22 protein-coding genes are annotated in these 20,993 nt (G+C 67.2%); 14 read left to right on the forward strand and 8 right to left on the reverse strand.

Annotation, left to right across the window (positions count from 1 at the left end; all coding sequences use genetic code 11):
* Positions 1–194 precede the first annotated feature (194 nt).
* The 5 genes from MUH00_RS12415 to MUH00_RS12435 all read left to right on the forward strand — a co-directional run bounded on the left by MUH00_RS12415 (position 195) and on the right by MUH00_RS12435 (position 5,164).
* Complete coding sequence (locus MUH00_RS12415) at positions 195–1,334, forward strand: glycosyltransferase family protein (RefSeq protein ID WP_246998966.1); 1,140 nt, start codon at positions 195–197, stop codon at positions 1,332–1,334.
* A gap of 60 nt (positions 1,335–1,394) precedes the next feature.
* Complete coding sequence (locus MUH00_RS12420) at positions 1,395–1,883, forward strand: DUF7109 family protein (protein ID WP_246998968.1); 489 nt, start codon at positions 1,395–1,397, stop codon at positions 1,881–1,883.
* A gap of 4 nt (positions 1,884–1,887) precedes the next feature.
* The gene (locus MUH00_RS12425; RefSeq protein ID WP_246998970.1) at positions 1,888–2,481 is read left to right on the forward strand and encodes an NUDIX hydrolase; all 594 of its coding nucleotides are present in this window, start codon (positions 1,888–1,890) and stop codon (positions 2,479–2,481) included.
* A 497-nt stretch (positions 2,482–2,978) separates the two neighbouring features.
* A complete protein-coding gene (locus tag MUH00_RS12430; protein ID WP_246998972.1) occupies positions 2,979–3,761 on the forward strand; it encodes a DUF7388 family protein in 783 nt (260 codons plus the stop codon).
* 173 nt (positions 3,762–3,934) lie between these two features.
* Positions 3,935–5,164 (forward strand): NAD(P)/FAD-dependent oxidoreductase, encoded by a 1,230-nt coding sequence (locus tag MUH00_RS12435; protein ID WP_246998974.1) that lies wholly within the window; start codon positions 3,935–3,937, stop codon positions 5,162–5,164.
* A gap of 51 nt (positions 5,165–5,215) precedes the next feature.
* Here the strand turns inward: MUH00_RS12435 and MUH00_RS12440 are convergent, their stop codons facing one another.
* Together MUH00_RS12440 and MUH00_RS12445 are read right to left on the reverse strand one after the other, a co-directional pair.
* The gene (locus tag MUH00_RS12440) at positions 5,216–5,674 is read right to left on the reverse strand and encodes an Hsp20/alpha crystallin family protein (protein WP_246998976.1); all 459 of its coding nucleotides are present in this window, start codon (positions 5,672–5,674) and stop codon (positions 5,216–5,218) included.
* A gap of 211 nt (positions 5,675–5,885) precedes the next feature.
* Positions 5,886–6,044, reverse strand: coding sequence for a DUF7559 family protein (locus MUH00_RS12445; RefSeq protein WP_246998978.1), 159 nt, complete (start codon positions 6,042–6,044; stop codon positions 5,886–5,888).
* Positions 6,045–6,424: 380 nt separating this feature from the next.
* Here MUH00_RS12445 and MUH00_RS12450 point away from each other — a divergent pair, with 380 nt between their 5' ends.
* The 3 genes from MUH00_RS12450 to MUH00_RS12460 all read left to right on the forward strand — a co-directional run bounded on the left by MUH00_RS12450 (position 6,425) and on the right by MUH00_RS12460 (position 9,061).
* Entirely contained in the window at positions 6,425–8,167 is a 1,743-nt protein-coding gene (locus MUH00_RS12450) for a radical SAM protein (RefSeq protein ID WP_246998980.1), read from the forward strand.
* 102 nt (positions 8,168–8,269) lie between these two features.
* The gene (locus tag MUH00_RS12455; RefSeq protein ID WP_246998982.1) at positions 8,270–8,671 is read left to right on the forward strand and encodes a TRAM domain-containing protein; all 402 of its coding nucleotides are present in this window, start codon (positions 8,270–8,272) and stop codon (positions 8,669–8,671) included.
* Positions 8,672–8,875: 204 nt separating this feature from the next.
* Positions 8,876–9,061, forward strand: coding sequence for a hypothetical protein (locus MUH00_RS12460; RefSeq protein ID WP_246998983.1), 186 nt, complete (start codon positions 8,876–8,878; stop codon positions 9,059–9,061).
* Between the two features lie 60 nt (positions 9,062–9,121).
* Here MUH00_RS12460 and MUH00_RS12465 read toward each other — a convergent pair whose 3' ends face one another.
* On the reverse strand, positions 9,122–9,850 hold the full coding sequence (locus MUH00_RS12465; RefSeq protein ID WP_246998986.1) for a YkgJ family cysteine cluster protein: 729 nt from the start codon (positions 9,848–9,850) through the stop codon (positions 9,122–9,124).
* 125 nt (positions 9,851–9,975) lie between these two features.
* On the opposite strand from MUH00_RS12465, the gene MUH00_RS12470 reads away from it, so the two are divergent.
* Complete coding sequence (locus tag MUH00_RS12470) at positions 9,976–10,239, forward strand: hypothetical protein (RefSeq protein WP_246998988.1); 264 nt, start codon at positions 9,976–9,978, stop codon at positions 10,237–10,239.
* Between the two features lie 38 nt (positions 10,240–10,277).
* Here MUH00_RS12470 and MUH00_RS12475 read toward each other — a convergent pair whose 3' ends face one another.
* The gene (locus tag MUH00_RS12475) at positions 10,278–11,072 is read right to left on the reverse strand and encodes an MBL fold metallo-hydrolase (RefSeq protein ID WP_246998990.1); all 795 of its coding nucleotides are present in this window, start codon (positions 11,070–11,072) and stop codon (positions 10,278–10,280) included.
* A gap of 93 nt (positions 11,073–11,165) precedes the next feature.
* Entirely contained in the window at positions 11,166–11,447 is a 282-nt protein-coding gene (locus MUH00_RS12480; protein WP_246998992.1) for a helix-turn-helix domain-containing protein, read from the reverse strand.
* 370 nt (positions 11,448–11,817) lie between these two features.
* On the opposite strand from MUH00_RS12480, the gene MUH00_RS12485 reads away from it, so the two are divergent.
* Positions 11,818–12,525 carry a class I SAM-dependent methyltransferase gene (locus MUH00_RS12485; RefSeq protein WP_246998994.1) on the forward strand — a complete coding sequence of 236 codons (708 nt, stop codon included), beginning with the start codon at positions 11,818–11,820 and terminating at the stop codon, positions 12,523–12,525.
* A 73-nt stretch (positions 12,526–12,598) separates the two neighbouring features.
* Complete coding sequence (locus MUH00_RS12490) at positions 12,599–13,495, forward strand: glycosyltransferase family 2 protein (RefSeq protein WP_246998996.1); 897 nt, start codon at positions 12,599–12,601, stop codon at positions 13,493–13,495.
* 155 nt (positions 13,496–13,650) lie between these two features.
* On the opposite strand, the gene MUH00_RS12495 is transcribed toward MUH00_RS12490, so the two are convergent.
* Positions 13,651–14,478: an amidohydrolase family protein gene (locus MUH00_RS12495; protein ID WP_246998998.1), complete on the reverse strand. Its 828-nt coding sequence runs from the start codon at positions 14,476–14,478 to the stop codon at positions 13,651–13,653.
* Between the two features lie 391 nt (positions 14,479–14,869).
* Here MUH00_RS12495 and thsA point away from each other — a divergent pair, with 391 nt between their 5' ends.
* Positions 14,870–16,414: a thermosome subunit alpha gene (gene thsA, locus MUH00_RS12500; RefSeq protein ID WP_246999000.1), complete on the forward strand. Its 1,545-nt coding sequence runs from the start codon at positions 14,870–14,872 to the stop codon at positions 16,412–16,414.
* A 107-nt stretch (positions 16,415–16,521) separates the two neighbouring features.
* Here the strand turns inward: thsA and MUH00_RS12505 are convergent, their stop codons facing one another.
* Positions 16,522–17,397: an SAM hydrolase/SAM-dependent halogenase family protein gene (locus tag MUH00_RS12505; protein ID WP_246999002.1), complete on the reverse strand. Its 876-nt coding sequence runs from the start codon at positions 17,395–17,397 to the stop codon at positions 16,522–16,524.
* A 209-nt stretch (positions 17,398–17,606) separates the two neighbouring features.
* Between MUH00_RS12505 and MUH00_RS12510 the strand changes: the two genes are divergently transcribed.
* Positions 17,607–18,011, forward strand: coding sequence for an NUDIX hydrolase (locus tag MUH00_RS12510; RefSeq protein ID WP_246999004.1), 405 nt, complete (start codon positions 17,607–17,609; stop codon positions 18,009–18,011).
* A gap of 27 nt (positions 18,012–18,038) precedes the next feature.
* Here MUH00_RS12510 and MUH00_RS12515 read toward each other — a convergent pair whose 3' ends face one another.
* Complete coding sequence (locus tag MUH00_RS12515; protein WP_246999006.1) at positions 18,039–18,557, reverse strand: nicotinamide-nucleotide adenylyltransferase; 519 nt, start codon at positions 18,555–18,557, stop codon at positions 18,039–18,041.
* 273 nt (positions 18,558–18,830) lie between these two features.
* Between MUH00_RS12515 and lonB the strand changes: the two genes are divergently transcribed.
* Complete coding sequence (gene lonB, locus MUH00_RS12520) at positions 18,831–20,990, forward strand: ATP-dependent protease LonB (RefSeq protein WP_246999007.1); 2,160 nt, start codon at positions 18,831–18,833, stop codon at positions 20,988–20,990.
* The last annotated feature ends 3 nt before the right edge of the window (positions 20,991–20,993 follow it).

The raw sequence follows: 20,993 nt of genomic DNA on the forward strand, positions 1-20,993 counted from the left end.
CTACGAAGGTGGGGGAGAAAAAGACCGGTGCTTTTTCGAGGGCTTCACCGGCCGGTCCGTGCGATCGATACCGATCGCTTTTGCTCGAAACGCCCGTGCGGGCGTGAAACGGCTACGTCGGATCCCCGGTTGACGATCGAGCGCGATTCGCCGGAGTCGTGGCCGTTTTACCGGTTCGGCCGAACACTCCACCGATGGAGTACGTCCAGGAGCGGATCGCGACGCTCCACGACCTCGGCGGGTCGGGGATCGGCGGGGTCGCGGCTGACGACGCGATCGCGCGCGCCGTCGGGGAGACGGCCGTCGTCGTCCCGATGACCGACCGCGAACACGAGAGCCCCGCCGCCGCGCGCGTGCTTGCCGAACTCGAGCGACTCGATCCGGCCGCGGTGATCGTCCCCGTCCGCGCCGCGCCGGACCGGATCGGCCCCTTCCGCGAGTGGCTGGAGTCGTTCGCGCTCCCGATCGAGGTGCTGTGGTGTACCGCTCCCGCCGTCGAGGAGCGGCTCCGAGCGGCGGGATTGTCCGGCGGCTTCGGAAAGGGACGCGACGTCTGGCTGGCGCTGGGACCCGCCGCGGCCGCCGGCGAGTACGTCGTCGTCCACGACGCCGACGCCCGCAGCTACGAGGCCGGACACGTCCGTCGCCTGCTTGCGCCGCTCACGATGGGATTTTCGTTCTCGAAGGGGTACTACGCCCGCGTCGAGGACGGCCGACTCTACGGCCGGCTGTTCCGCCTGTTCTACGACCCCCTGATCCGGGCGCTTTCGGCGAGCCACGACGCTCCGATCCTCGAGTATCTCGGCGCCTTTCGCTACGCGCTCGCCGGCGAGTTCGCCGCCACCGCCGACCTCGCCCGCCGCCTCCGACCGCCCCGCACGTGGGGGCTCGAGGTCGGGACGCTCGGCGCCGCGTTCGACCACGCGGGCGTCGCGGGCACCGCGCAGGTCGACCTCGGCCGCCACGAGCACGACCACCGCGCGGTCGCCGGCGAGACGGGTCTCGAGGGGATGAGCCGCGAGGTCGCCGCCGAACTCCTGCGGGTGGTCGAAGAACGCGGCGTCGACCCCGACTACGGAACCCTGCCCGATCGCTACCTCGCCGTCGGCGATCGGCTGCTCGACCGGTACGGCGCCGACGCGGCGTTCAACGGCCTCGCGTACGATCGCGCGAGCGAGCGCGACCAGCTGGAACGCTACGCCGATTCGATCGCGCCGCCGGGCCTCGATCGGCGGCTGCCGCCGTGGCGCGACGCGCCGCTCGCGCCGGGCGACGTTCGCGACGCGGCCCGGCCGTGGATCGGCGGCCGCGTCGGCTCCAGCGCGGACGATTGACCCGCCGGCGCCCCGAGCGTCCTCAAAGTCTTTATCAGCGCCTCACTCGTTGTGCCCCCTATGGACGCCACCGCCGACGAACTCGCCGGCGTGGTCGACCTCTTCGGCGGACTGACCCGCGCGGAGCTCGAACGCGCGCTCGCGGAGGCCGCGTTCCGGGCCGACGGGCGGTCCGTCGACGAGGCGGCCCTCGCAGAGACGATCGATAGCGCCCTCGCGTCGTTCGCCCTCGTCCGGTACGACCGAGCCGACGAGGGCGCCGACGGAGACGCCGAGTCGCTGTTCATCGCCGGCCCGACGGCGTTTCCGACCCTGCCGGAGCACGCGGAGGACCTCCCGCACATCCTCGACGTCGACCCGCGCCGACCCGATCGCGAGGCGCTCGGTGAGACGGTGTGCGAGCGGTTCGCCGGCGCGGCCGACGCGGCGATCGAGGCGGGCGACGACGATCGGATCCACCGCCTGATCGACGTCAGCTACGACGTCGACGCGTGGGCGCCCGTCGACGTGACCGACGACCGACGGCGGCTGGAAGCGGCGCTCGAGTGATCGCATGCCGGAACAGACGCTGCACTTCGATCCGATCGCGGCCCACCGACCGGTCGAGATCGACGATCAGGAACACGACGCGGCCGTCCTCGCGCCCGTGATCGAACGCGACGGGGAGCACCACCTGCTGTTCACCCGCCGGGCCGACCACCTCGGGGAGCACCCCGGCCAGATGAGCTTCCCCGGCGGCGGCGCCGAACCGGAGGACGAGACGATCCTCGACACCGCCCTCCGCGAGGCCGACGAGGAGATCGGCCTCCGGGCGTCGGAAGCGGAGATCGTCGGCCAACTCGACGACATCCGGACGATCACCGAGTACGCCGTCACGCCCTTCGTCGCTCGGATCCCCGATCGGGAGTACGACCGCGACGAGGACGAGGTAGCCGAGATCATCGCTCTCCCGCTGTCCGGCCTCCTCGACCCGGAGAACTACGAGTACGAGCGCCGAGACCACCCCTACTACGGCGACATCGTCATCCACTACTTCCACGTCGACGGCTACACCGTCTGGGGCGCGACGGGTCGGATCCTCGTCCAGTTGCTCGAACTCGCGACCGACTTCGAAGCGCCTGAGAAGGTCGATCGATCGACTCTTTGAATGTAGTTTTGAATCGCGATCTGGCCCAGGATTTTTACGAGGCCGCTAAAACACCACGAAAGCCCCCGGTGGCTCCGGGAAGACGGGCGCAGTAAGCACCGACCGAAGTGAGGTCGTTCGAAAGACGCGGAGCGTCTTTCGTGATCTTCAAAAGAGCGCAATGCGCTCTTTTGGACCTCGCCGAGCTTCGCTCGGTTCAGCGACGAGAGACCGCGGGTCTCTCGAACCACGCGCAGCAAGCCCCTCGACCGGAGCCACCAGCCTCATTCAGTCCCACCCGTAGCAGCTGACCGGACCACCGCGGGTGGGACTGAAAGGGGCTTCCGTGGTGTTTTCTATCGACTCTCTCGAACTCGCTTATCCTGAGTAATGGGAATCAATGCGCGGAACGTCACCTTTTTGCGCGCCGGCGCCTCAGCAGGCCTATGGTCGCGCAGACGATGGATCGAGTTCCGCACCGACTGTAACTACCCGCTCGTCGCGCGAGGTGAGTTTCTGTGTTAACTACCTCGACCACCCTCGCCCGCGTCGGACTGGATGCGATCGCCCTCAAGCCGACCGAGTGCGACGTCTCGGCCGCCGCGTCGATGCCGATCGAGACGGTCGCGATCGACTACGAGGGCCGCGAGCACTTCCCCGACCCGGACGTCCTCGCCGATCTAGCCGACGAGACGGATGTCCGGCTGACGACGCCGGTCCGGGCCGACGGGTTCGACCCGCTCGGCGACGCGTCGCTGCTCGCGGACCTTCCGGAATCGATCGGGCGCGTGCTTGTCGCGGGACATCCCGCGTACCTCTCCGAGGAGGAACGCGCGCGAGCGGTCGCGCCGCGGCTGGGTGACGCCCTCGCGGACGACCCCGACGCGTGGGTCGGCACCGAGAGCGTCGAGCGCGTCGCCATGGCGACCGGTGCGACGCAGTACGACCTCCTCTCGCGATCGACGCCGCGGGAACTCCGGGCGCTCCGTGCGGCGGGGTTCGCCGGGGAGATCGCGGTCTACGCGCCGACGGTGTTGACGGACGACGAGGACGCCGTGCTCGACGCCGTCGGCGCCTACGTCGCCCGGCGTCGACCCGTCGCGGCCGTCCTTCCCGACGGCGCGCCGACCGATTCGAGCGCGACGGGACGTGCGAGAGACGTGCTGCTCGAGGCGGCCCGCGAGTACGCCGTCGTCGGCACCGAAGACGAGCTCCGCGCGCAGACGGACGCGCTCCACGAGGCGGGCGCGACGACGATCGTCGGCTATCCGGCGCGCGGTATCGAGTCGCTCCGTTCTTGAGCCGTCGATCGGCTGCCGCCGTCGCGTCACGATCGACGCTCACTTCGGGTTCGAGTCGCCTCGCGAATCCGGGGCCGAACCTCCCGTGCAAATAAGACCCTCCGGCATCCACAGGAGGGCATGACACGAGTCGGTTTGAACACGATCGAGGACCGTCGGTCCCGTGATCATCGATGAGCGGCGAGCCCGAACTCGCGGTCGGCGCGGACGCGTTCGCGCAGGCGGGGGCGGGTCTGGAAGTGGCCGTCGTCGGCGCCGGCGCGATCGGGGCGACGGCGGCGTACGACCTGGCGCGCGAGGGCGCCGAGGTCACGCTCTACGATCGAGGCTCGATCGCCGCCGAATCCAGCGGGCGGGCGGCGGGCGTGTGCTACAACGCGTTCGCGGACCCGCTCGACGCCGAGATCGGCACCGAGGCGATCGAACGGTTCCGGGCGCTCTCCGGCGACGACACCTTCCCGTTCGTCGAGCGTCCGTACGTCTGGCTCGCGCGGGAGGGCGACGCCGAGCGGGCCGACGCGATCCGCGAGCAAGTGCGTCGAATGCAGGAGAACGACGTCGTGGCGGTCGCGGTCGGCCCCGACGAACTCGACGATCGGTTCCCCGAACTCGAAACGGAAGACGTCGCCGTCGCGGGGATCGTCGGCGCGGCGGGCTACACCGATCCCGCCGCGTACACCGCCTGCCTCGCCGCCGCGGCGAACGGCGCCGGCGCGACGCTCGCCACCGAGACGCCCGTGAGCGTCCGCGCCGATCCGCCGCGCGTCGTTCGCGAGGGCGACGGGACGGTCCGCGAGGTCGATGCGGTGCTCGTCGCCGCCGGTGCCCACACGAAACGGTTGCTCGCGGACGCCGGAATCTCGATCGCGATGAAGCCCTACCGCGTGCAGGCGCTGGTCGCGGACGCCGACCTCGCGGAGCCGATGGTGTTCGACGCGACGGGCGACTTCTACTGCCGGCCCCACCCCGACGGCCTCCTCGCGGGCGACGGCACCGAGCGGGTCGAAGCCGATCCCGACGGCTACGATCGGAACGCGGATCCGGGCTTCGCCGAGGGCCTGCTCGATCGGGTCGCGGAGCGGCTCCCCGGCGTCGAAACGGATCTCGATCGGGCATGGGCTGGCCTCTGTACGGCGACGCCGGATCGCGATCCGCTCGTGGGCGAACTCGCCGACGGACTCTACGTCGCGACCGGTTTCCAAGGCCACGGCTTCATGCGTGCACCGGCGATCGGGCAGCGGATCGCCGACCAGATCCTCGGCGGCAAGGGGATCGGTCCGTTCGACCCGACGCGATTCGACGGCGACGAATCGTTCGAGATCGCCGCGGGGATGACGATCGACGGAGCCGAAACCGGGATCGAAGGCGGGGACGATACCGAGGCCGAGAGCCAGGTCCGATAGCGAGATCGGGAGTCGGGGCTGATACCGAGGCTGAGGATCGGGCGACAGCGGCTAGTCGTCGATCGGAACTTCTTCCGTCGCGGCGCCGGCGTTTTCGGCGGCCGAGTCGGCGTCGGTATCGTCGTCGTCAATCGATGCGGCTTTCGGAATTTCGACGTTGAGCGTCCCGACTTCGGTGAGCTTAGCGGTGCCGGCGTCGGGATCGACGACGGCGTCGGCGGGCAACTCGGCTTCGCCGTCGAGCCCCATTCCCCGTCCGGGAAACCGCATCTCGAAGCTCTCGTAGAACTGTCGGAACCGATCGATCCGGATTCTGACGCTTCCGTCGAGGTATCGGACCTGCACGTCTTCCGGTTCCGCGCCGGGGGCGTCGAAGACGACGAGGTAGGAGGTCTCGTTCTCGAGGATGTCGACCGGGAGCGTGCGCTGATTCTGGAGGTGACCGTTCGCGCGGCCGATCTGTCGGTAGATCGCGTTCCCGACTGACTTGCGGAGGTCGTTGAGGCTCACGGCGCATCACCTCTCGCGGGGTTCGTGTCGCCCGCGGGGACCGGGCGAGGAGGGTGGCGGTACGTGTGGGACATGTCCGGATGTACCTCTATGACAAGCGGCTTCTTATTGGTTTTGATGAATCCAAAATAAATGTCTGACGGGTAGTTCGTTGTCGTCGCCGCGAACGCGGCGCTCGCGGGGGACAGCCGCGCGTCTCGGGGCTGCGGCACTACAGCTCGACGGGTTTCAGACAGTCGGTGCCGCCGCAGACCGGACACGAGAGGTCGGACACCTCGAGGTCCTCGGGAACGTCGTAGGTGTAATGGTTCTCGAACAGGTCGAGAAAACAGTCCTCCGCGGTACAGATGATCTCTTCGGTCGGTGGCATGCGTGCATGTATCGGTACCAGAACCATCAACGCGGCGGTAGCGGCGGGCCGCGCCGGGTCGTCGATTCTCGGACCGGCGGGCACCGCCGATCGACCGATCGTTCTGGCCGCGGGCGAGCACCGCCCGAGCGTCACGGGAGTCGCTACTCGTCACCGTACTCGCCGAGCGAACAGTCCGCCGCCGATCCCTCGTCACACCCGTAGCTCACGTCCTCGGCGGACGTGAGGCCGACGCCGATCGGACAGATGAGGCCGATACTGAGGATGCGTTCACGTTCGATGAGGTGACCGATCGCTGACGCGGCCGGCCACCCGATCGGGGCTGCGTCCGCGACGAGGAGGTAGTCACCGTTTTACCCGTCGAGTAGCTATACGCTGCCATGACCGACCCCGAAACACTGTCCGTGACGATCGTCGACGGCTACGTCGACGAGCCCGCACACTTCGGGGTGCCGCCGTACATCTCGACGTACCCCCGGTACGCCGCGGGGGCGCTCGTCGACGCGGGAGTTCCCCGCGAGCGGATCACGTACCACACGATCGACGGCCTCCGCGACGAGCCCGATCGGTGGCGCGACGTCGACGAGGCCGACCTCATGATCTACCTCGGGGGGATGACAGTCCCCGGAAAGTACGTCGGCGGCACGCCCGCCGAGCCGGACGAGGTGCGAAAGCTCGCGTGGACTGCCGGCGGAACGAGCCTGATGGGCGGCCCCGTCAAGTTCGGCGTCGGCGACGAGAACGCCGGCGCGACCGAGACCGAGCGTCAAGATCTGGACTTCGACTTCGTCGCCAAGGGAGACGTCGAAGCCGCCGTCTTCGACCTCGTCGAGAGCGGCCTCGAGGGGTTCAACAACCGGATGCGCGACATCGACGAGGTGTCGCGGTGGGCCCGGGACGGGGCGTTCATCGTCGAGCACCACCCGAACCACCCGGAATACCTCATCGCTGAACTCGAAACCTCGCGAGGCTGCGCCTACCGGTGTTCGTTCTGCACGGAACCGCTCTACGGGAACCCGTCGTTCCGCCCGCCCGAAACCGTCGTCGGCGAGGTCGACGCCCTCTCCGACTGCGGCGTCAAACACTTCCGGGTCGGCCGCCAGGCCGACATCCTCGCCTACGGCGGCGACGGCGAGGCGCCCAACCCGGACGCGCTCCGCGAACTCTACGGCGGGATCCGCGAGGTCGCGCCCGACCTCGAGACGCTGCACCTCGACAACATGAACCCCATCACGATCGTCGAGTGGCCGGAGGAGAGCCGGGAGGGGATCCGGATCATCGCCGAGCACAACACGCCCGGCGACACGGCCGCGTTCGGCCTCGAATCCGCCGATCCGATCGTCCAGGCGGAGAACAACTTAAACGTCAGCGCCGATGAGTGTTTCGAAGCGGTCAAGATCGTCAACGAGGAGGCCGGCTGGCGCCCGGGAGGGTCGAGAGACCCGAGGCCCTCCGATCGCGCGGGCGGAGTCCCCGTCGACGCGGCGCGACGCCTGCCCAAACTCCTGCCCGGGATCAACCTCCTCCACGGCCTCAAGGGCGAACGCGAGGAGACCTACGAGCGCAACCTCGAGTTCCTCCACCGGGTCTACGACGAGGGATACATGCTTCGGCGGGTCAACATCCGGCAGGTGATGTCCTTCGCCGGCACCGACATGAACGACACGGGCGCGGAAATCGCGATCGAGCATAAAAAGCTCTTCAAACGGTACAAACGGCAGGTCCGCGAGGAGATCGACAATCCGATGCTCGGGCGGGTCGCCCCACCCGGAACCGTCCTCCCCGACGTCCACCTCGAGTACCACCAGGACGGGACGACCTTCGGGCGCCAACTCGGCACGTACCCGCTTCTCGTCGGCATCCCCGGCGAACGGGAACTCGGCCGCACGATCGACGTCGCCGTCGTCGATCACGGCTACCGATCGGTCACCGGCGTCCCCTACCCGCTCGACCTCAATGCGGCGTCGATGGACGAACTCACCGCGATCCCGGGCGTCGGCGATCGGACCGCGGGCGACATCGTCGTCAATCGACCCTACGAGTCCGTCACCGACGCCGATTTCGGTACCGAGGTCGATCTCGAGGGGTTCGCGACGACGGGGCCGATCGAACCCGCCGACTGAGCGCACGGCCGAAAGGACTTGCAGATTCGCCCGCCAAATGGCGACGATCGGTCGGTAGTTCTATTATGGATGGGGCGCAGAGGGAATAATGAGGGTCTACCTGTGGAAATATCTGAAAAACTGCTGTGTCTGTTCAGTACGGACGTCTCGGCAGAGGAGGATCGGTACGTCATCGAGGTGCCGCGCCAGGAAGTCGAAACTGGCGACATCGAACCGGGGGACGTGTATCGCGTCGCGCTCATCTCGCGCGAAGAGACGAGCGACGACGGTGGGACGTCGCAACCGAAGACGGCGCCGTCTGAACCGCAGCCACCGGTCGACGTCGGCGAAACGCGCTACGTCGAGATCGAAGACATCGGGAAACAGGGCGACGGGATCGCTCGCGTCGAACGCGGCTACGTGATCATCGTTCCCGGTGCCGACGTCGGCGAGCGCGTCAAAGTCGAGGTCACCGAGGTTAAGTCGAACTTCGCCGTCGGCGAGATCATCGAGGAAACGTTCTAAGAACCACCTTTTTTGCGTTCGGGCCGGCTCCGCCGCCCCCTCACGCAAAAAATCTGGACCAAAAAAGGCCGCTCGCTCGGCCGCACAGTGGTCTCGCTCCCGGTACAACACTCATAGTCGCGATGTCGGCCGAACCGTGTGGTAGATTACGGAGTACGGACGTTTCCCGAACAGCTTTATTGATCCACTCTCTTCGCAAATATAATGTCCGACGACGCCATCCTGTTTCGCCTTAACGTCATCATTCTGCTGTTGCTCGGGATCGTCGCGATATTGCTTTGGCCGATCGTCTTGCCGCTGCTGTTCGCCGGCGTTTCGATCGTGGTTCTTGGCCTCGTTCTCGTCCTCGTCGGTGCCTTGCTCTGGCGTATCCTCGAGGCCACCCAATAACTACCGCGTCGAGGGAGCCGGTCGACCCCGAGACCCGTCGTGAGTGGCCGCACGAGGCACTCACTCGTCGATCGGCGTTCCGTCGATCCCCTTTGCGCCTTCGGAATCGTGGACGACGACCTCGCCGGGATCGGGGTCGGCGGGCGCGTAGGTGTCGCGGACGCCGATCGCCTCCTCCAGTTCTCGCACCGCTCGCTCCTTGAGCGCGGCGGCCAACTCCTCGGCGTCCTCGCGCGAGATGTCCCGGCCGAGACCCTCGCACTCGTGTACGCGGACGAGCCCCTCTTCATCGCCGGCTTCCCGTTGCGCTGGGAGCGCAACGCTGTCGACGGCCTCGCCCATCGGTTGGCTGGTCCCCGCGAGCGCCACGCTGAACGGATAGGTGCGACAGATCAACGGCCGATCGTCGTGGGCGACGCAGGCGCCGGTGCCCGACTCGTCCTCCTCGTAGAAGACGCAGTCGCCGCAGCCGTCGGTCTGGAGCGCCCATTCGAACGTCTCGCCCTCGCGGTTGCCGTCCGCCGTTTCCCGCAGGCCGTAGGGCATCGGTCGGGCGACGTCGCGCCAGTCGGAGGCGCCGTCGGTATCGTCTTCCCCGTCGAGACCGCCGGTCCTCTCGAGTTCGCGGACCTCGTCCGGGAACACCGTCGCGGTGTGTTCGTCCTCGCCGGTCCCCTTGCAACAGGCGCCACAGCGGGTGCACTCGAACCCGATCGACTCGATCGCGTCGGCGAGGTCGGCGACGGCGAGCGCGCGGGCCTGCTCGAGTTCGGCCTCCAGCGATTGCACGACCTGTCTTTCGCGCGGACGCGGAAAAGGAAGTCGCATCGACGTCCCGAACGCGAGACGGGACCGGGCGCCGGCCCGAGGATGCAGTGTAAACCGTTACCTGTTCACACGACCTAGCTCCGTTAATGTCATCGCTGAACGAGGAGATGGCCAGCGTCCAGTCGGAGATCGACGACGTCCGCGATCTCCTCAGAGAGGAGGTCCCGGAACTCTTCGCGTTCGACGTCATCGTCGGCAAGATCGAGTACAACGCCAACAGCAACACCGTCACGACGACGATCGAGCCGAGTTCCGAGGCCCGAACCCAGATCGCCGAGGAGTTCGGCGGCGTCAAGGTAAAAATCGAAGATCAGCTGACGATGCAGTTCCAACTCACCTCGAACGAGTAAGCGGGCGGCGATCGCAGCGGACCGCTTCGCGGGTCGCGTCAGGCGTCTCCCCGATCCATCGTCGCGTGCTCGCCGTCCCACGAGAGCGCGCCGTCGACGGCCAGTTTCTCGAGGTGCGCGCGGACGGTCGCGCGTGCGAGATCCCGAACGCCGGTTAGCTCCTTCTCGTAGGCGCCGTCGAGGATTTCGTCGAGGGTCGTCGCCCCGTCGGCGACCGCCGATCGAACGCGGCGCTCGCGCTCGTACCGGTGGGACAGCAGGCGCTCGAGCGCGTCGCGCGGCGCGTCGATCGCGGGTCCGTGGCCAGGATAGAGCGTCGGCGGATCGATCGCCCGGAGCCGACGCAGCGTGGTCAGGTACGCGCGCATGTCTCCCTCGGGAGCGCCGACGACGACGCTGCCCTCGCGGAGAGCGCAGTCGCCGCACAGGATCGGGCCGTCGCGTCCGGCCACGACGGCGACGTGATCCGGGGCGTGGCCGGGTGCGTCGAGGACAGTCGCGCGATCGTCGCCGATCGGAATCGTCGTTCCCGGCGCGAAGACGCGATCGGGGTCGCGCCCCGTCGCGTTTCGAAACCGGTCGACGCGTCCGTAGCGGGCCCAGACGGTCGCGCCGGTCTCCTCGGCGTAGGCGTCGACGGCGCCGACGTGGTCGGGGTGGGTGTGTGTGACCAGGACGTGTTCGACCGATCGCTCGCGAACGAGCCGATCGAGGTCGTCGGTTCGCGCGGCGGGATCGACGAGCGCCGCCGAATCGTGGCCGAGCAGGTACGCGTTGGTCGTTCCGGTCGGCGCGCGCGTCGGCACCGACACGGCGTGGCGAGTGACGTTCATACGCGAACTGGAGACCGAATAGAAAAGTGCGTGTCGACCGTCCGGAGCCCCCGGTCCGGACGGCCGACGAGCGATCGACGATCGCGGGATGGGTCAGTGGTTCAGGTAGTAGACCTGCTTGCGCGCGTCCCGGAAGCTGTACCGGGAGTCGACGAGTCCGACGTCCTCCAGGCGATTAAGCGCGTAGCGAACGGTCCGGTCCGGAAGTAGCGATTCCTCGGCGAGTTGTCCCTGGGAGAGCGGCGAGTCCGACTCGAGTACCTTCGCGACGAGCTTCGCGCTCGGCGGCAGCTCTCGAAGCCGGTCGCGGTACTCGTCCTCCGAGAGGGGTTCTTCCGCGGTTGCAGCACTGTCCTCAGCGGTACTCATGCTCATACCTACACCCACCGGAGACCGTGCTGGTAAAGCTTCCCTATATGTGGATACGAATAGTCAAGTTTGTCTAAGGCGTTTAAATGATGTATTAACACAACCACTTGCATCCCTCCGCCGTCGGCCGATTACGTTTATATAGGGGGTCGAGCAGGCTGCTCGAATCGGCCGTCAATGTGTCGACCGTTCGCGCTCCAGGGGGGTCAACGCGACGGTTAGGGCAGTTGTTGCACTCCGACCAGCGATGACGGAAAAACCCCGGGACCACGGCCGTCGAGCGGGTGAATCGGTGCGGTTCCGATCGAACGATCCGGTCACCGGTCGAGTAACTCCAGTATCGTTTTATCCTCCGACTCCTGTAGTTGCGTCCAGTGTGAAAGGACAGGAGTGGTACCAGGCCGACGACGTGGCCGAGGAGTACGACGATAAGCGGTTCTCTCGCGGCGGGCAGCTGATCGACCAGCGGGAGAAAACGGCCGTCCTGGACGCGATCATGCCCGTCGAGGATCGGAACGTACTCGAAATCGCCTGCGGTACCGGGCGGTTCACCGTGATGCTCGCCGAGCGCGGGGCCGACGTCGTGGGACTCGACATTTCTGCAGCGATGTTACAGCAAGGGCGCCGGAAAGCGCGAAATGCCGATCTCGAGGGCACGCTCGAGTTCCTCCGCGGTGACGCAGGGCGGCTGCCGTTCCCGGACGATCACTTCGATACCGTGATCGCGATGCGATTTTTCCACTTGGCGGACGATCCGGAGGCGTTTCTGCGGGAGATGCGACGGGTCTCGAGCGAACAGATCGTCTTCGATACGTTCAACCGGTTCAGCTCCCGCAGCGTTTACAACTGGGCGTTGCCGATGGGGTCACGACTCTACTCGAAGAGCGAAGTGAGCGTCCTCCTCGCGAAGGCCGACCTTACCCTCGTCGAGGTCGAGGACGACTTCATCGTTCCCTACGGGCTCTACCGATCGATCCCGAACGTCCTCGCGGAACCGATCCGCGCGATCGACGAGACGATCGGCGCGCTGCCGGTGACGGACCACCTCGCGTCGGTATCGTACTGGAACACGCGCGTCCGGTGACACCGATCCCGCGAGGTCGCGCGTTGACGCGAACCCGTCCTCTTTTTACCGTCGGAGAATGCTACAGTTCAGTATGGAGCTCTCGGTAGTCGTGTCGACGCTCAACGACCGAGAGCAGCTACTCTCCAGTCTGGACGTCCTCCGCGAGCGGACGCCCTCGTCGACGGAGGTCGTCGTCGTCAACGGACCCTCGTCGGACGGGACGACCGGCGTCGTCCGCGACCGATCGGACGTGGACGTGCTCGTGGAGATCTCCGAGCGAAATCCCAACGTCTCGCGCAACGCCGGATTCGAGATCGCGACCGGCGACGTCGTCGCGTTTCTCGCCGGCGAGTACGTCGTCGAAGACGGGTGGTACGACGCGCTGGAGGGGGCGATCGCCGGCGCGGACGTCGTCACCGGCCCCGTCACCGACGCCGGGTCGACTGATCGCGACGGGACGGCGAAGACGATCGCCGGCCGCCGAGTGACGCAGTTCGACGGCGACAACGTCGCGTTCGATCGGACCGTCCTCGAGGCGCTGGACGGGTTCGACGAGTACCTCGAGACGGACGGCGCAACCGACTGCGCCCATCGCGTGGCCGGCCTCGGGTTCGAGGTCACCTGGGCGCCGGCGATGGCTGCCCGAAGCGAGATCGGCGCCGACGGCGGCCGCGCGGATCCGGACTGGGGGACGGCCTACCACGGACTGTCCTACCGCCTCGTCAAGAACTACGGCCCGCGTCCCACCGTCTTCGGCCGGGCGGCGGGGAGCGCCGTCCGGGACGGCGTCGGCGGCGTGCGGAAGATCTTCGCGGGCGAGGAGACGCCGACAGGCTGGTTCGACGACGGGCTCGACGTCGTCAGGAGCACCGCGTCGGGGCTCGCCGACGGAGTCCGGGCCCGCTTCGCCGATCGATCGGCCCGACGGAACCCGAACGGCGTCTCGACGCGACACGACCGGGCGGTCCGGATCTACGATCGGCGCTGACCGTCCGAATTCGCTCCTTCCCTCGTTACTTCTCCACAGTCAGAGCCTCGATCCCCATCCCGCTCGTCGATTCCCTTACGGTAGTCGCGGCGGTCGCGGGTGTCGTCGAGTTCGCCGGCCGGCGATCGTCGCGTTCTCGCAGCGTCGGTCGCGGGCTACCCCGGCCGTTCCGCATCCGGTGCGAGCACGTCGATCACGCGGCAGGCGTTCTTCGAAAAGGCGCGCCAGAGTTTGTCCTCGGAGACGTCGAGCGTGAGAATCTCCATGACGGCGACGTCGGGGTGGCAGGCCGGGGCGCCGCTGCCGAACAGCACCCGATCGGGGTGTTCGAGTAGGGCGCGCTCGAGTTCCCGGCGGTACCTGACGAGGCTCGTCTCGATGTAGCAGTCGTCGTACTCGGACAGCAGGTCGATCATCTCGTTCGCGAGCGATCGATCGAGCGGGTGGCCGCCGAAGTGGGCGACGATCACCGGGAAGTCGTACTCGAACAGCATCGCTGCGAGGGTTTCGGGCGGCGCCTCGACGCCACCCTCGACGAGAACCGGAAGGCCCACGTCCTCGAGGACGGCGAGGAGATCCGTATCGGGGTAGTCGTCGACCCCCGAATCGAGGACGAATCCGTGAAACCGATCGTCGTAGGCGTACCGTTCGACGTCCTCGGGCGTGGTGTGGTACTCCTTGCGACGACTCACGGCATTGCGAAGGCGGCCGGTGGCCGTCTCGTCGGGGCGTCGAGTCCCGTTGATCCGCGCGAACGCGACGAAGGGGCGATCGACGCTGCCCCGGGCGACCCCGTTGTTCGCCGCGACGTAGCTCGTCTCCGGCTGCGGCGGCGGGAAGACGACGGTCCTCGTGATCCCCGCCTGGTGTTGCTCGCGTTCGAGCCGATCGGGCGTGATCGGCTCGTAGTCGCCGGTCCCCTCGCCCGGCGCGAGACGCGCGTAGACGTCGACGATACGAAACCCGTGTTCCAGCTCCAGCATCCCACGGGACTGTTTCCGACCGATCTATATCTTCGTACCGACTCGGTCCCGTTCGCCGCCGGAGGGTCCCGTACCCCGATCGAAAACGCCGTGAAAGCCCCTTTCACTCCCGCCCGAAGTGGGAGTCCGATCCGACGACGCGGACGGGGCTGAAGGGATCCGACATTGAGCGGAAGCTTCCCAGATGCCGGCCAGGGACTTTCGTGGCGTCAGAAGCGTATTACTCGGGTGCGTAACCGACTCTCGTCCGCCTCACCGAGTTGCGCCGATCGCTTCGACGCGCAATCGCCAGACGGAGCGGCGCCGGTACAGAAAATTTTATATAGAAGTGCTGACGACATGGTTAGTGAGGATAACCATGGCACAACAGCGACGCATGGGCGGACAGCCTATGTTCATTCTGAGCGAGGACAGTCAGCGAACGCAGGGTCGCGACGCCCAATCGTCGAACATCATGGCCGGCAAGGCCGTCGCCGAGGCCGTACGGACGACGCTCGGCCCCCGCGGGATGGATAAGATGCTCGTCGACTCCAGCGGCGAGGTCGTCATCACGAACGACGGGGCAACCATCTTAAACGAGATGGACATCGAGCACCCTGCGGCGCAGATGATCGTCGAGGTCGCCGACTCGCAGGAGGAGGAAGTCGGTGACGGGACGACGACGGCGGCCGTGATCGCCGGCAACCTGCTCGGCGAGGCCGAGGACTTGATCGAACAGGACGTCCACGCGACGACGATCGTCGAGGGTTACCACGAAGCCGCGGAAATCGCCCTCGAAGCGATCGCCGAACAGGTCAGCGAGGCCGACGTCGACGACGACGTCCTGAAGCAGGTCGCCGAATCGAGTATGACCGGCAAGGGAACCGGCGGTCTCACCGCCGAGACGCTGGCCGAGACGGTCGTCGAGGCCATCCGCCACGTCGAGAGCGACGACGGCGTCGAGCGCGACAACGTTGCCGTCCACACCCAGATCGGCGCCTCCTCGAACGCGACCGAACTCGTCCCCGGCATCATCATCGACGAGGAGCCCGCCCACGAGGCGATGCCCGCGTCGGTCGAGGACGCCTCGATCGCCATCCTCGACGTCGAACTCGGCGTCCGAACCGGCGAGGTCGACGCCGAGTACGCGATCGACTCGATCGACCAGCTCAACGCCGCACTCGACGCGGAGGAGAGCGAGGTCCGGGGCTACGCCGAGACGATCGCCGAGAGCGGCACCGACGTCGTCTTCACGACCGACGACGTCGACGATCGCGTCAGCACCTACCTCGCCAACGAGGGCGTCCTCGTCTTCGAGGACCTCGGGAACAAGGACGCCCGCAAGATCGCGTCCGCGACGGGCGCGACCCGCGTCGGCGCCCTCGACGACCTCGAGGCGGAAGACTTCGGCGAGGCCGAGCGCATCCGCACCGACTCCTTCGGCGACGAGGATCTCGCGTTCGTCGAGGGCGGCGCGGCCGCCGAAACCGTCACCGTCTTCGTCCGCGGCGGGACCGAACACGTCGTCGACGAACTCGAGCGCGCCATCACCGACGCGCTCGACGTCGTCGCGACGGCGCTCGAATCCGGCGAGGTCGTCCCCGGCGCCGGCGCCACCGAGATCGCGATCGCGGACAAGATCCGCTCGGAGGCCGCCGGCATCGAGGGTCGCAAGCAGCTCGCCGTGACGGCCTTCGCCGACGCGCTCGACGTCGTCCCGCGAACGCTGGCCGCCAACACCGGCCAGGACCCGATCGACGCGCTCGTGGACCTCCGTGCCGCCCACGAGTCCGAGGGCCGCGCGGGCCTGATCACCAGCGGCGAGGAGGTCACGATCGCCGACCCGTTCGAGTACGGCGTCGTCGACCCCGCCGACGTCAAGCGCGAGGCGATCGAGAGCGCCACGGAGGCCGCGACGATGATCGTCCGCATCGACGACGTCATCGCCGCCGAGTAACCGCCGGATAGCCGCCGAATCGTCGCCGGTTCGATCTCCGCTTTTTATCGCCGTCGAAACGGTTCGTCGGGTTCACCGTCGTTCGTCGTGCCCGGACGGCAGGTCGACTACGACGGTCGCGAGCCGTCGGCTTCGAGGACGACCTCGTCGCCGGTCGCGAGTCCGAACGCCTCGTCGCCGCGGCCGCGATTGACGTCCAGTTCGACGTAGCCGTGGCTCCCGACGGTCGCGAGTCGCTGGCCGGGGGAGACGGCTGCGAAGGTCTCTCCAACCGGCACCTCCTCGCCGTTCGCGACGATCGTCTGCCGATCTGCGAGGAACGACCCTGGGACGTTCGTGATCGCGTTTCCGAAGCCGTCGACGACCAGCACCTCGCCGCTCGCGCGATCGGTCGCGACGGTCGCCGTCGGGAGGGCGAGATCCGCCTCGTGCTCGCTCGCCGTGAGAAACGGGAGCGAATCGAGGTCGTCGAGCGGAGCGTCGTGAACCGCGGCGGCGGCGGGCGCGAAGACGTCCCGGCCGTGGAAGGTGTTGCTCGCCGGGCCCCGCCGATCGGTCGCGCCCGTCGCCTCATCCGATCTCCCGTCGCCGGTGGGCGCGTCAAGCGTCGGCTCTGCGGGGGCAGTCGGCTCGACCGTCTCCAGCGCAGTTTCGTCGATCGCGTACGTCTCGAGCGGGTCGTCCACCGCGAGTCGCCGCGCCGGCGGGAGGAGAACGCCGTTGTCCGGCCCGACGAGCGCGTGCTCGCCCGCGCGAACGACGATCGCGTTCCGATCGGTGCCGACGCCGGGGTCGACGACGACGAGGTGGGTCGCGGACGGATAGTACGGCAGTACTTCGCGCAGCCAGAACGCCGCTGCGCGGACGTTCTGCCGGGGGAAGTCGTGCGCGACGTCGACGAGTCGCGCGTCGGTTCGCTGGAGAACGACGCCCTTCATCGCCGCGGGGTACGGCGAGCCGAAATCCGACGCGAGCGTGATCATGCGCGTGCGTAGCCGCCGAGACGGCAAAGGCGGTACGGATTTCTCGGGCGCCCGGGACGGTGGAGACATGACGTGGCCCCTCACAGGGCCGCGATCGACCCGAGTACTGCCCGTGGTGCGGGGACCGGCTCACGGATCGTCGACACGAGGGCGATCGGCTCCCTCACTATGGCGCGTGCGATCAGACGCTGTACCGGAATCCGGTCCCGATGGCCCGCGCGACCGTCGTTGACCAGCACCGCGCCCTCCTCATCGAGCGCGGTGCGGGGGCGGACGTCGGCTCGTGGGCGTTGCCGGGCGGGCACGTAGACGCCGACGAACCGCCGGCAGTCGCCGCGGCTCGCGAACTGGCGGAGGAGACGGGACTCTCCGTCGCGCCGGCCGATCTCTCGTTGCTCGACACCGGATTCCTCGAGTTTGAAAGCGGGCACACGATGGTGTCGATCAACTACGCGGCCCCATTGCGAGTCGCCTCGGGCACCCTCGAAGCAGGGTCGGACGCCGTCACCGCGGCGTTCTGGTCACGCGACCGCATTCTGGAAGAACCACCGCTGCTGCGGGCGTCGGGGGTCGAACAGGTCCTCGAAGTGATCGACGAATTCGGCCGCCCGTGACGGCCGGCTCGCCGCCGCGCGGACGCGTCAGCCTCCGTTCGAGTCCGTATCGCTGACCATCTGAATCCGCTCGATGCCGCCTATTTCCTCGACGACGTCGACGACCGGCTCTGGGACCAGCGACTGCCAGTCGCCGCCGGTGATCATCCGCTCGCGGACCTCGCTGCCTTCGAGCACGTCGCGGTTGAACATCGGCGACTGGCGGATATCGATATCTGCTTCGCGAAAGAGCTGGATGACCAGCGGGTTGTTGGAGTAGGCAACGTCGAAGTCGGGGCTCATGCTCTGGACGTGGCTGACCCACACCGAGTTCCGCTCTAAGTCCTCGATCGGAACGGCGTACGTGACGAGGTCGTACTCGACGAGCGACTTCGTGATCATCATGATCCGTTCGCCGGCCGTAAACGGGTTTCTGGTCGTGTGCGAGTCGTCGGCGCTGCCGATCCCCAACACGAGTTCGTCGACGTCGTCGGCGATCTGCTCGACCATGCTGCGGTGACCGTTGTGAAACGGCTGGAATCGGCCGATGTAGAACCCCCGGGTCATGACAGACAGTGCTCGTGGCGGCCGCTTAAGCGTGGCGTGTTTTCGCCGTCGCTGCTCGCGCGATCGGGATCGCCGTCGAATATCGGGTTTCGTTACAGTCCGGATCTCCTGACTATTTTCGAAAGGAGTGGATCTGAACGGAAGGGGCGCCGTCGTCCGCGCAATCGTGCCGTCGGCCGCTGTGAAAGGCGGTATCCCGTCCTGACACCATCCTCCGCATGGAGAAAGTATATCAGTGGCAAACCCTTCGAATCAGGTACCGAACAGAGTTCTATGAGTAACGATACGAACGTTGACGACCCTCCCGAAGACGCTGCTGAGACCGCCTCCAGCGAGGAGGAGGTCCGCGATCAGGAGCGTCAGGGAGATCGGTCGCCAGCCGAGGAGGGCGGCGACCGTCGCGACGGCGTCGACGATCCGATCGAGGAGTTCGATCCCGACTCGGTGAGCGACGACGGCGACGACGACATCGAGACCGTCAACGACCTCGGCAGCGAGGTCGAGGTCGATCCGGGCGTCGAAGTCGACGAGGACATCGCCGAGGACGACCTCCTCGGCGGCCTCAAGATCGACACGACGTCGGACATCGAGGTTCCCGATCGGCTCGTCGACCAGGTCATCGGTCAGGACGAAGCGCGGGATATCATTATCAAGGCAGCCAAGCAGCGCCGACACGTGATGATGATCGGCTCGCCGGGGACCGGCAAGTCGATGCTCGCGAAGGCGATGAGTCAACTGCTGCCCCAGGAGGATCTCCAGGACGTTCTCGTCTACCACAATCCGGACGACGGCAACGAGCCGAAGGTCCGGACCGTCCCCGCCGGGAAGGGCGAACAGATCATCGACGCGCACAAGGAGGAAGCCCGCAAGCGCAACCAGATGCGATCGATCCTGATGTGGATCATCATCGCGATCATCATCGGGTACGCGATCCTCACCACGAACATCCTCCTCGGTATCCTCGCGGCCGGTATCGTCTGGCTGATCTTCCGCTACACCAGTCGCGGCACGGACGCGATGGTACCCAACATGATCGTCGACAACGGCGACCAGCGCACGGCGCCGTTCGAGGACGCGACCGGCGCCCACGCCGGCGCGCTGCTGGGCGACGTCCGCCACGACCCGTTCCAGTCCGGCGGCATGGAGACGCCGAGCCACGACCGCGTCGAGCCCGGCTCGATCCACAAGTCCAACAAGGGCGTGCTGTTCGTCGACGAGATCAACACGCTCGACGTCCGCACCCAGCAGAAGCTGATGACGGCGATCCAGGAGGGCGAGTTCTCCATCACGGGCCAGTCCGAGCGCTCCTCGGGCGCGATGGTCCAGACGGAACCCGTCCCCTGTGACTTCATCATGATCGCCGCGGGCAACCTCGACGCCATGGAGAACATGCACCCCGCGCTCCGCAACCGGATCAAGGGGTACGGCTACGAGGTCTACATGGAGGACACGATCGAGGACACCCCCGAGATGCGCCGGAAGTACGCCCGGTTCGTCGCCCAGGAGGTCGAACGCGACGGCCGCTTACCCCACTTCACCGACGAGGCCGTCGAGGAGATCATCCTCGAGGCCAAGCGCCGCTCGGGTCGGAAGAACCACCTGACGCTGCACTTCCGCAGCCTCGGTGGTCTGATCCGCGTCGCCGGCGACATCGCCCGTGCCGAGGACCGCGAGGCCACCACCCGCGAGGACGTCCTCCAGGCCAAGCGCCGCTCGCGCTCGATCGAGCAACAGCTCGCCGACGACTACATCGAACGGCGCAAGGACTACGAACTGCAGGTCAACGAGGGCGGCGTCGAGGGCCGCGTCAACGGCCTCGCCGTCATGGGCGAAGACTCCGGCATCATGCTCCCCGTGATGGCCGAGATCGCCCCCGCGCAGGGCCAGGGCCAGGTGATCGCCACCGGAAAGCTCAAGGAGATGGCCGAGGAGTCGGTCCAGAACGTCTCCGCGATCATCAAGAAGTTCTCCGACGTGAACCTCTCGGAGAAGGACATCCATATCCAGTTCGTCCAGGCCGGCCAGCAGGGCGTCGATGGCGACTCCGCCTCCATCACGGTGGCGACCGCCGTCATCTCCGCGCTCGAGGACATCCCGGTCGACCAGTCAGTCGCCATGACCGGCTCGCTCTCGGTCCGCGGGGACGTCCTTCCGGTCGGCGGAGTCACCCACAAGATCGAGGCCGCGGCGAAGGCCGGCTGCGACAAGGTCATCATCCCCGCCGCCAACGAGCAGGACGTGATGATCGAAGAGGAGTACGATGAGATGATCGAGATCATCCCCTGTGCGAACATCAGCGAAGTGCTCGACGTCGCCCTGATGGGCGAACCCAAGAAGGACTCGCTGGTCGATCGTTTAAAGCAGATCACCGGTTCGGCGCTCGAACACGGCAGCGTCGGCTCGACCAGCGGCTCGAACCCGAGCCCGCAGTAGCCG

This window comes from Halosolutus gelatinilyticus (assembly GCF_023028105.1).
Classification (GTDB): domain Archaea; phylum Halobacteriota; class Halobacteria; order Halobacteriales; family Natrialbaceae; genus Halosolutus; species Halosolutus gelatinilyticus.

Bases quoted from the DNA above. Each gene is read 5' to 3' on its own strand.
- MUH00_RS12510 (WP_246999004.1), top strand. From the start codon at position 17,607: ATGGCCCGCGCGACCGTCGTTGACCAGCACCGCGCCCTCCTCATCGAG.
- MUH00_RS12490 (WP_246998996.1), top strand. From the start codon at position 12,599: ATGGAGCTCTCGGTAGTCGTGTCGACGCTCAACGACCGAGAGCAGCTA.
- MUH00_RS12460 (WP_246998983.1), top strand. From the start codon at position 8,876: ATGTCCGACGACGCCATCCTGTTTCGCCTTAACGTCATCATTCTGCTG.
- MUH00_RS12470 (WP_246998988.1), top strand. From the start codon at position 9,976: ATGTCATCGCTGAACGAGGAGATGGCCAGCGTCCAGTCGGAGATCGAC.
- MUH00_RS12475 (WP_246998990.1), bottom strand. From the start codon at position 11,072: ATGAACGTCACTCGCCACGCCGTGTCGGTGCCGACGCGCGCGCCGACC.
- MUH00_RS12515 (WP_246999006.1), bottom strand. From the start codon at position 18,557: ATGACCCGGGGGTTCTACATCGGCCGATTCCAGCCGTTTCACAACGGT.
- MUH00_RS12415 (WP_246998966.1), top strand. From the start codon at position 195: ATGGAGTACGTCCAGGAGCGGATCGCGACGCTCCACGACCTCGGCGGG.
- MUH00_RS12450 (WP_246998980.1), top strand. From the start codon at position 6,425: ATGACCGACCCCGAAACACTGTCCGTGACGATCGTCGACGGCTACGTC.
- MUH00_RS12435 (WP_246998974.1), top strand. From the start codon at position 3,935: ATGAGCGGCGAGCCCGAACTCGCGGTCGGCGCGGACGCGTTCGCGCAG.
- MUH00_RS12505 (WP_246999002.1), bottom strand. From the start codon at position 17,397: ATGATCACGCTCGCGTCGGATTTCGGCTCGCCGTACCCCGCGGCGATG.
- lonB (WP_246999007.1), top strand. From the start codon at position 18,831: ATGAGTAACGATACGAACGTTGACGACCCTCCCGAAGACGCTGCTGAG.
- MUH00_RS12445 (WP_246998978.1), bottom strand. From the start codon at position 6,044: ATGCCACCGACCGAAGAGATCATCTGTACCGCGGAGGACTGTTTTCTC.
- MUH00_RS12425 (WP_246998970.1), top strand. From the start codon at position 1,888: ATGCCGGAACAGACGCTGCACTTCGATCCGATCGCGGCCCACCGACCG.
- MUH00_RS12480 (WP_246998992.1), bottom strand. From the start codon at position 11,447: ATGAGCATGAGTACCGCTGAGGACAGTGCTGCAACCGCGGAAGAACCC.
- MUH00_RS12495 (WP_246998998.1), bottom strand. From the start codon at position 14,478: ATGCTGGAGCTGGAACACGGGTTTCGTATCGTCGACGTCTACGCGCGT.
- thsA (WP_246999000.1), top strand. From the start codon at position 14,870: ATGTTCATTCTGAGCGAGGACAGTCAGCGAACGCAGGGTCGCGACGCC.
- MUH00_RS12420 (WP_246998968.1), top strand. From the start codon at position 1,395: ATGGACGCCACCGCCGACGAACTCGCCGGCGTGGTCGACCTCTTCGGC.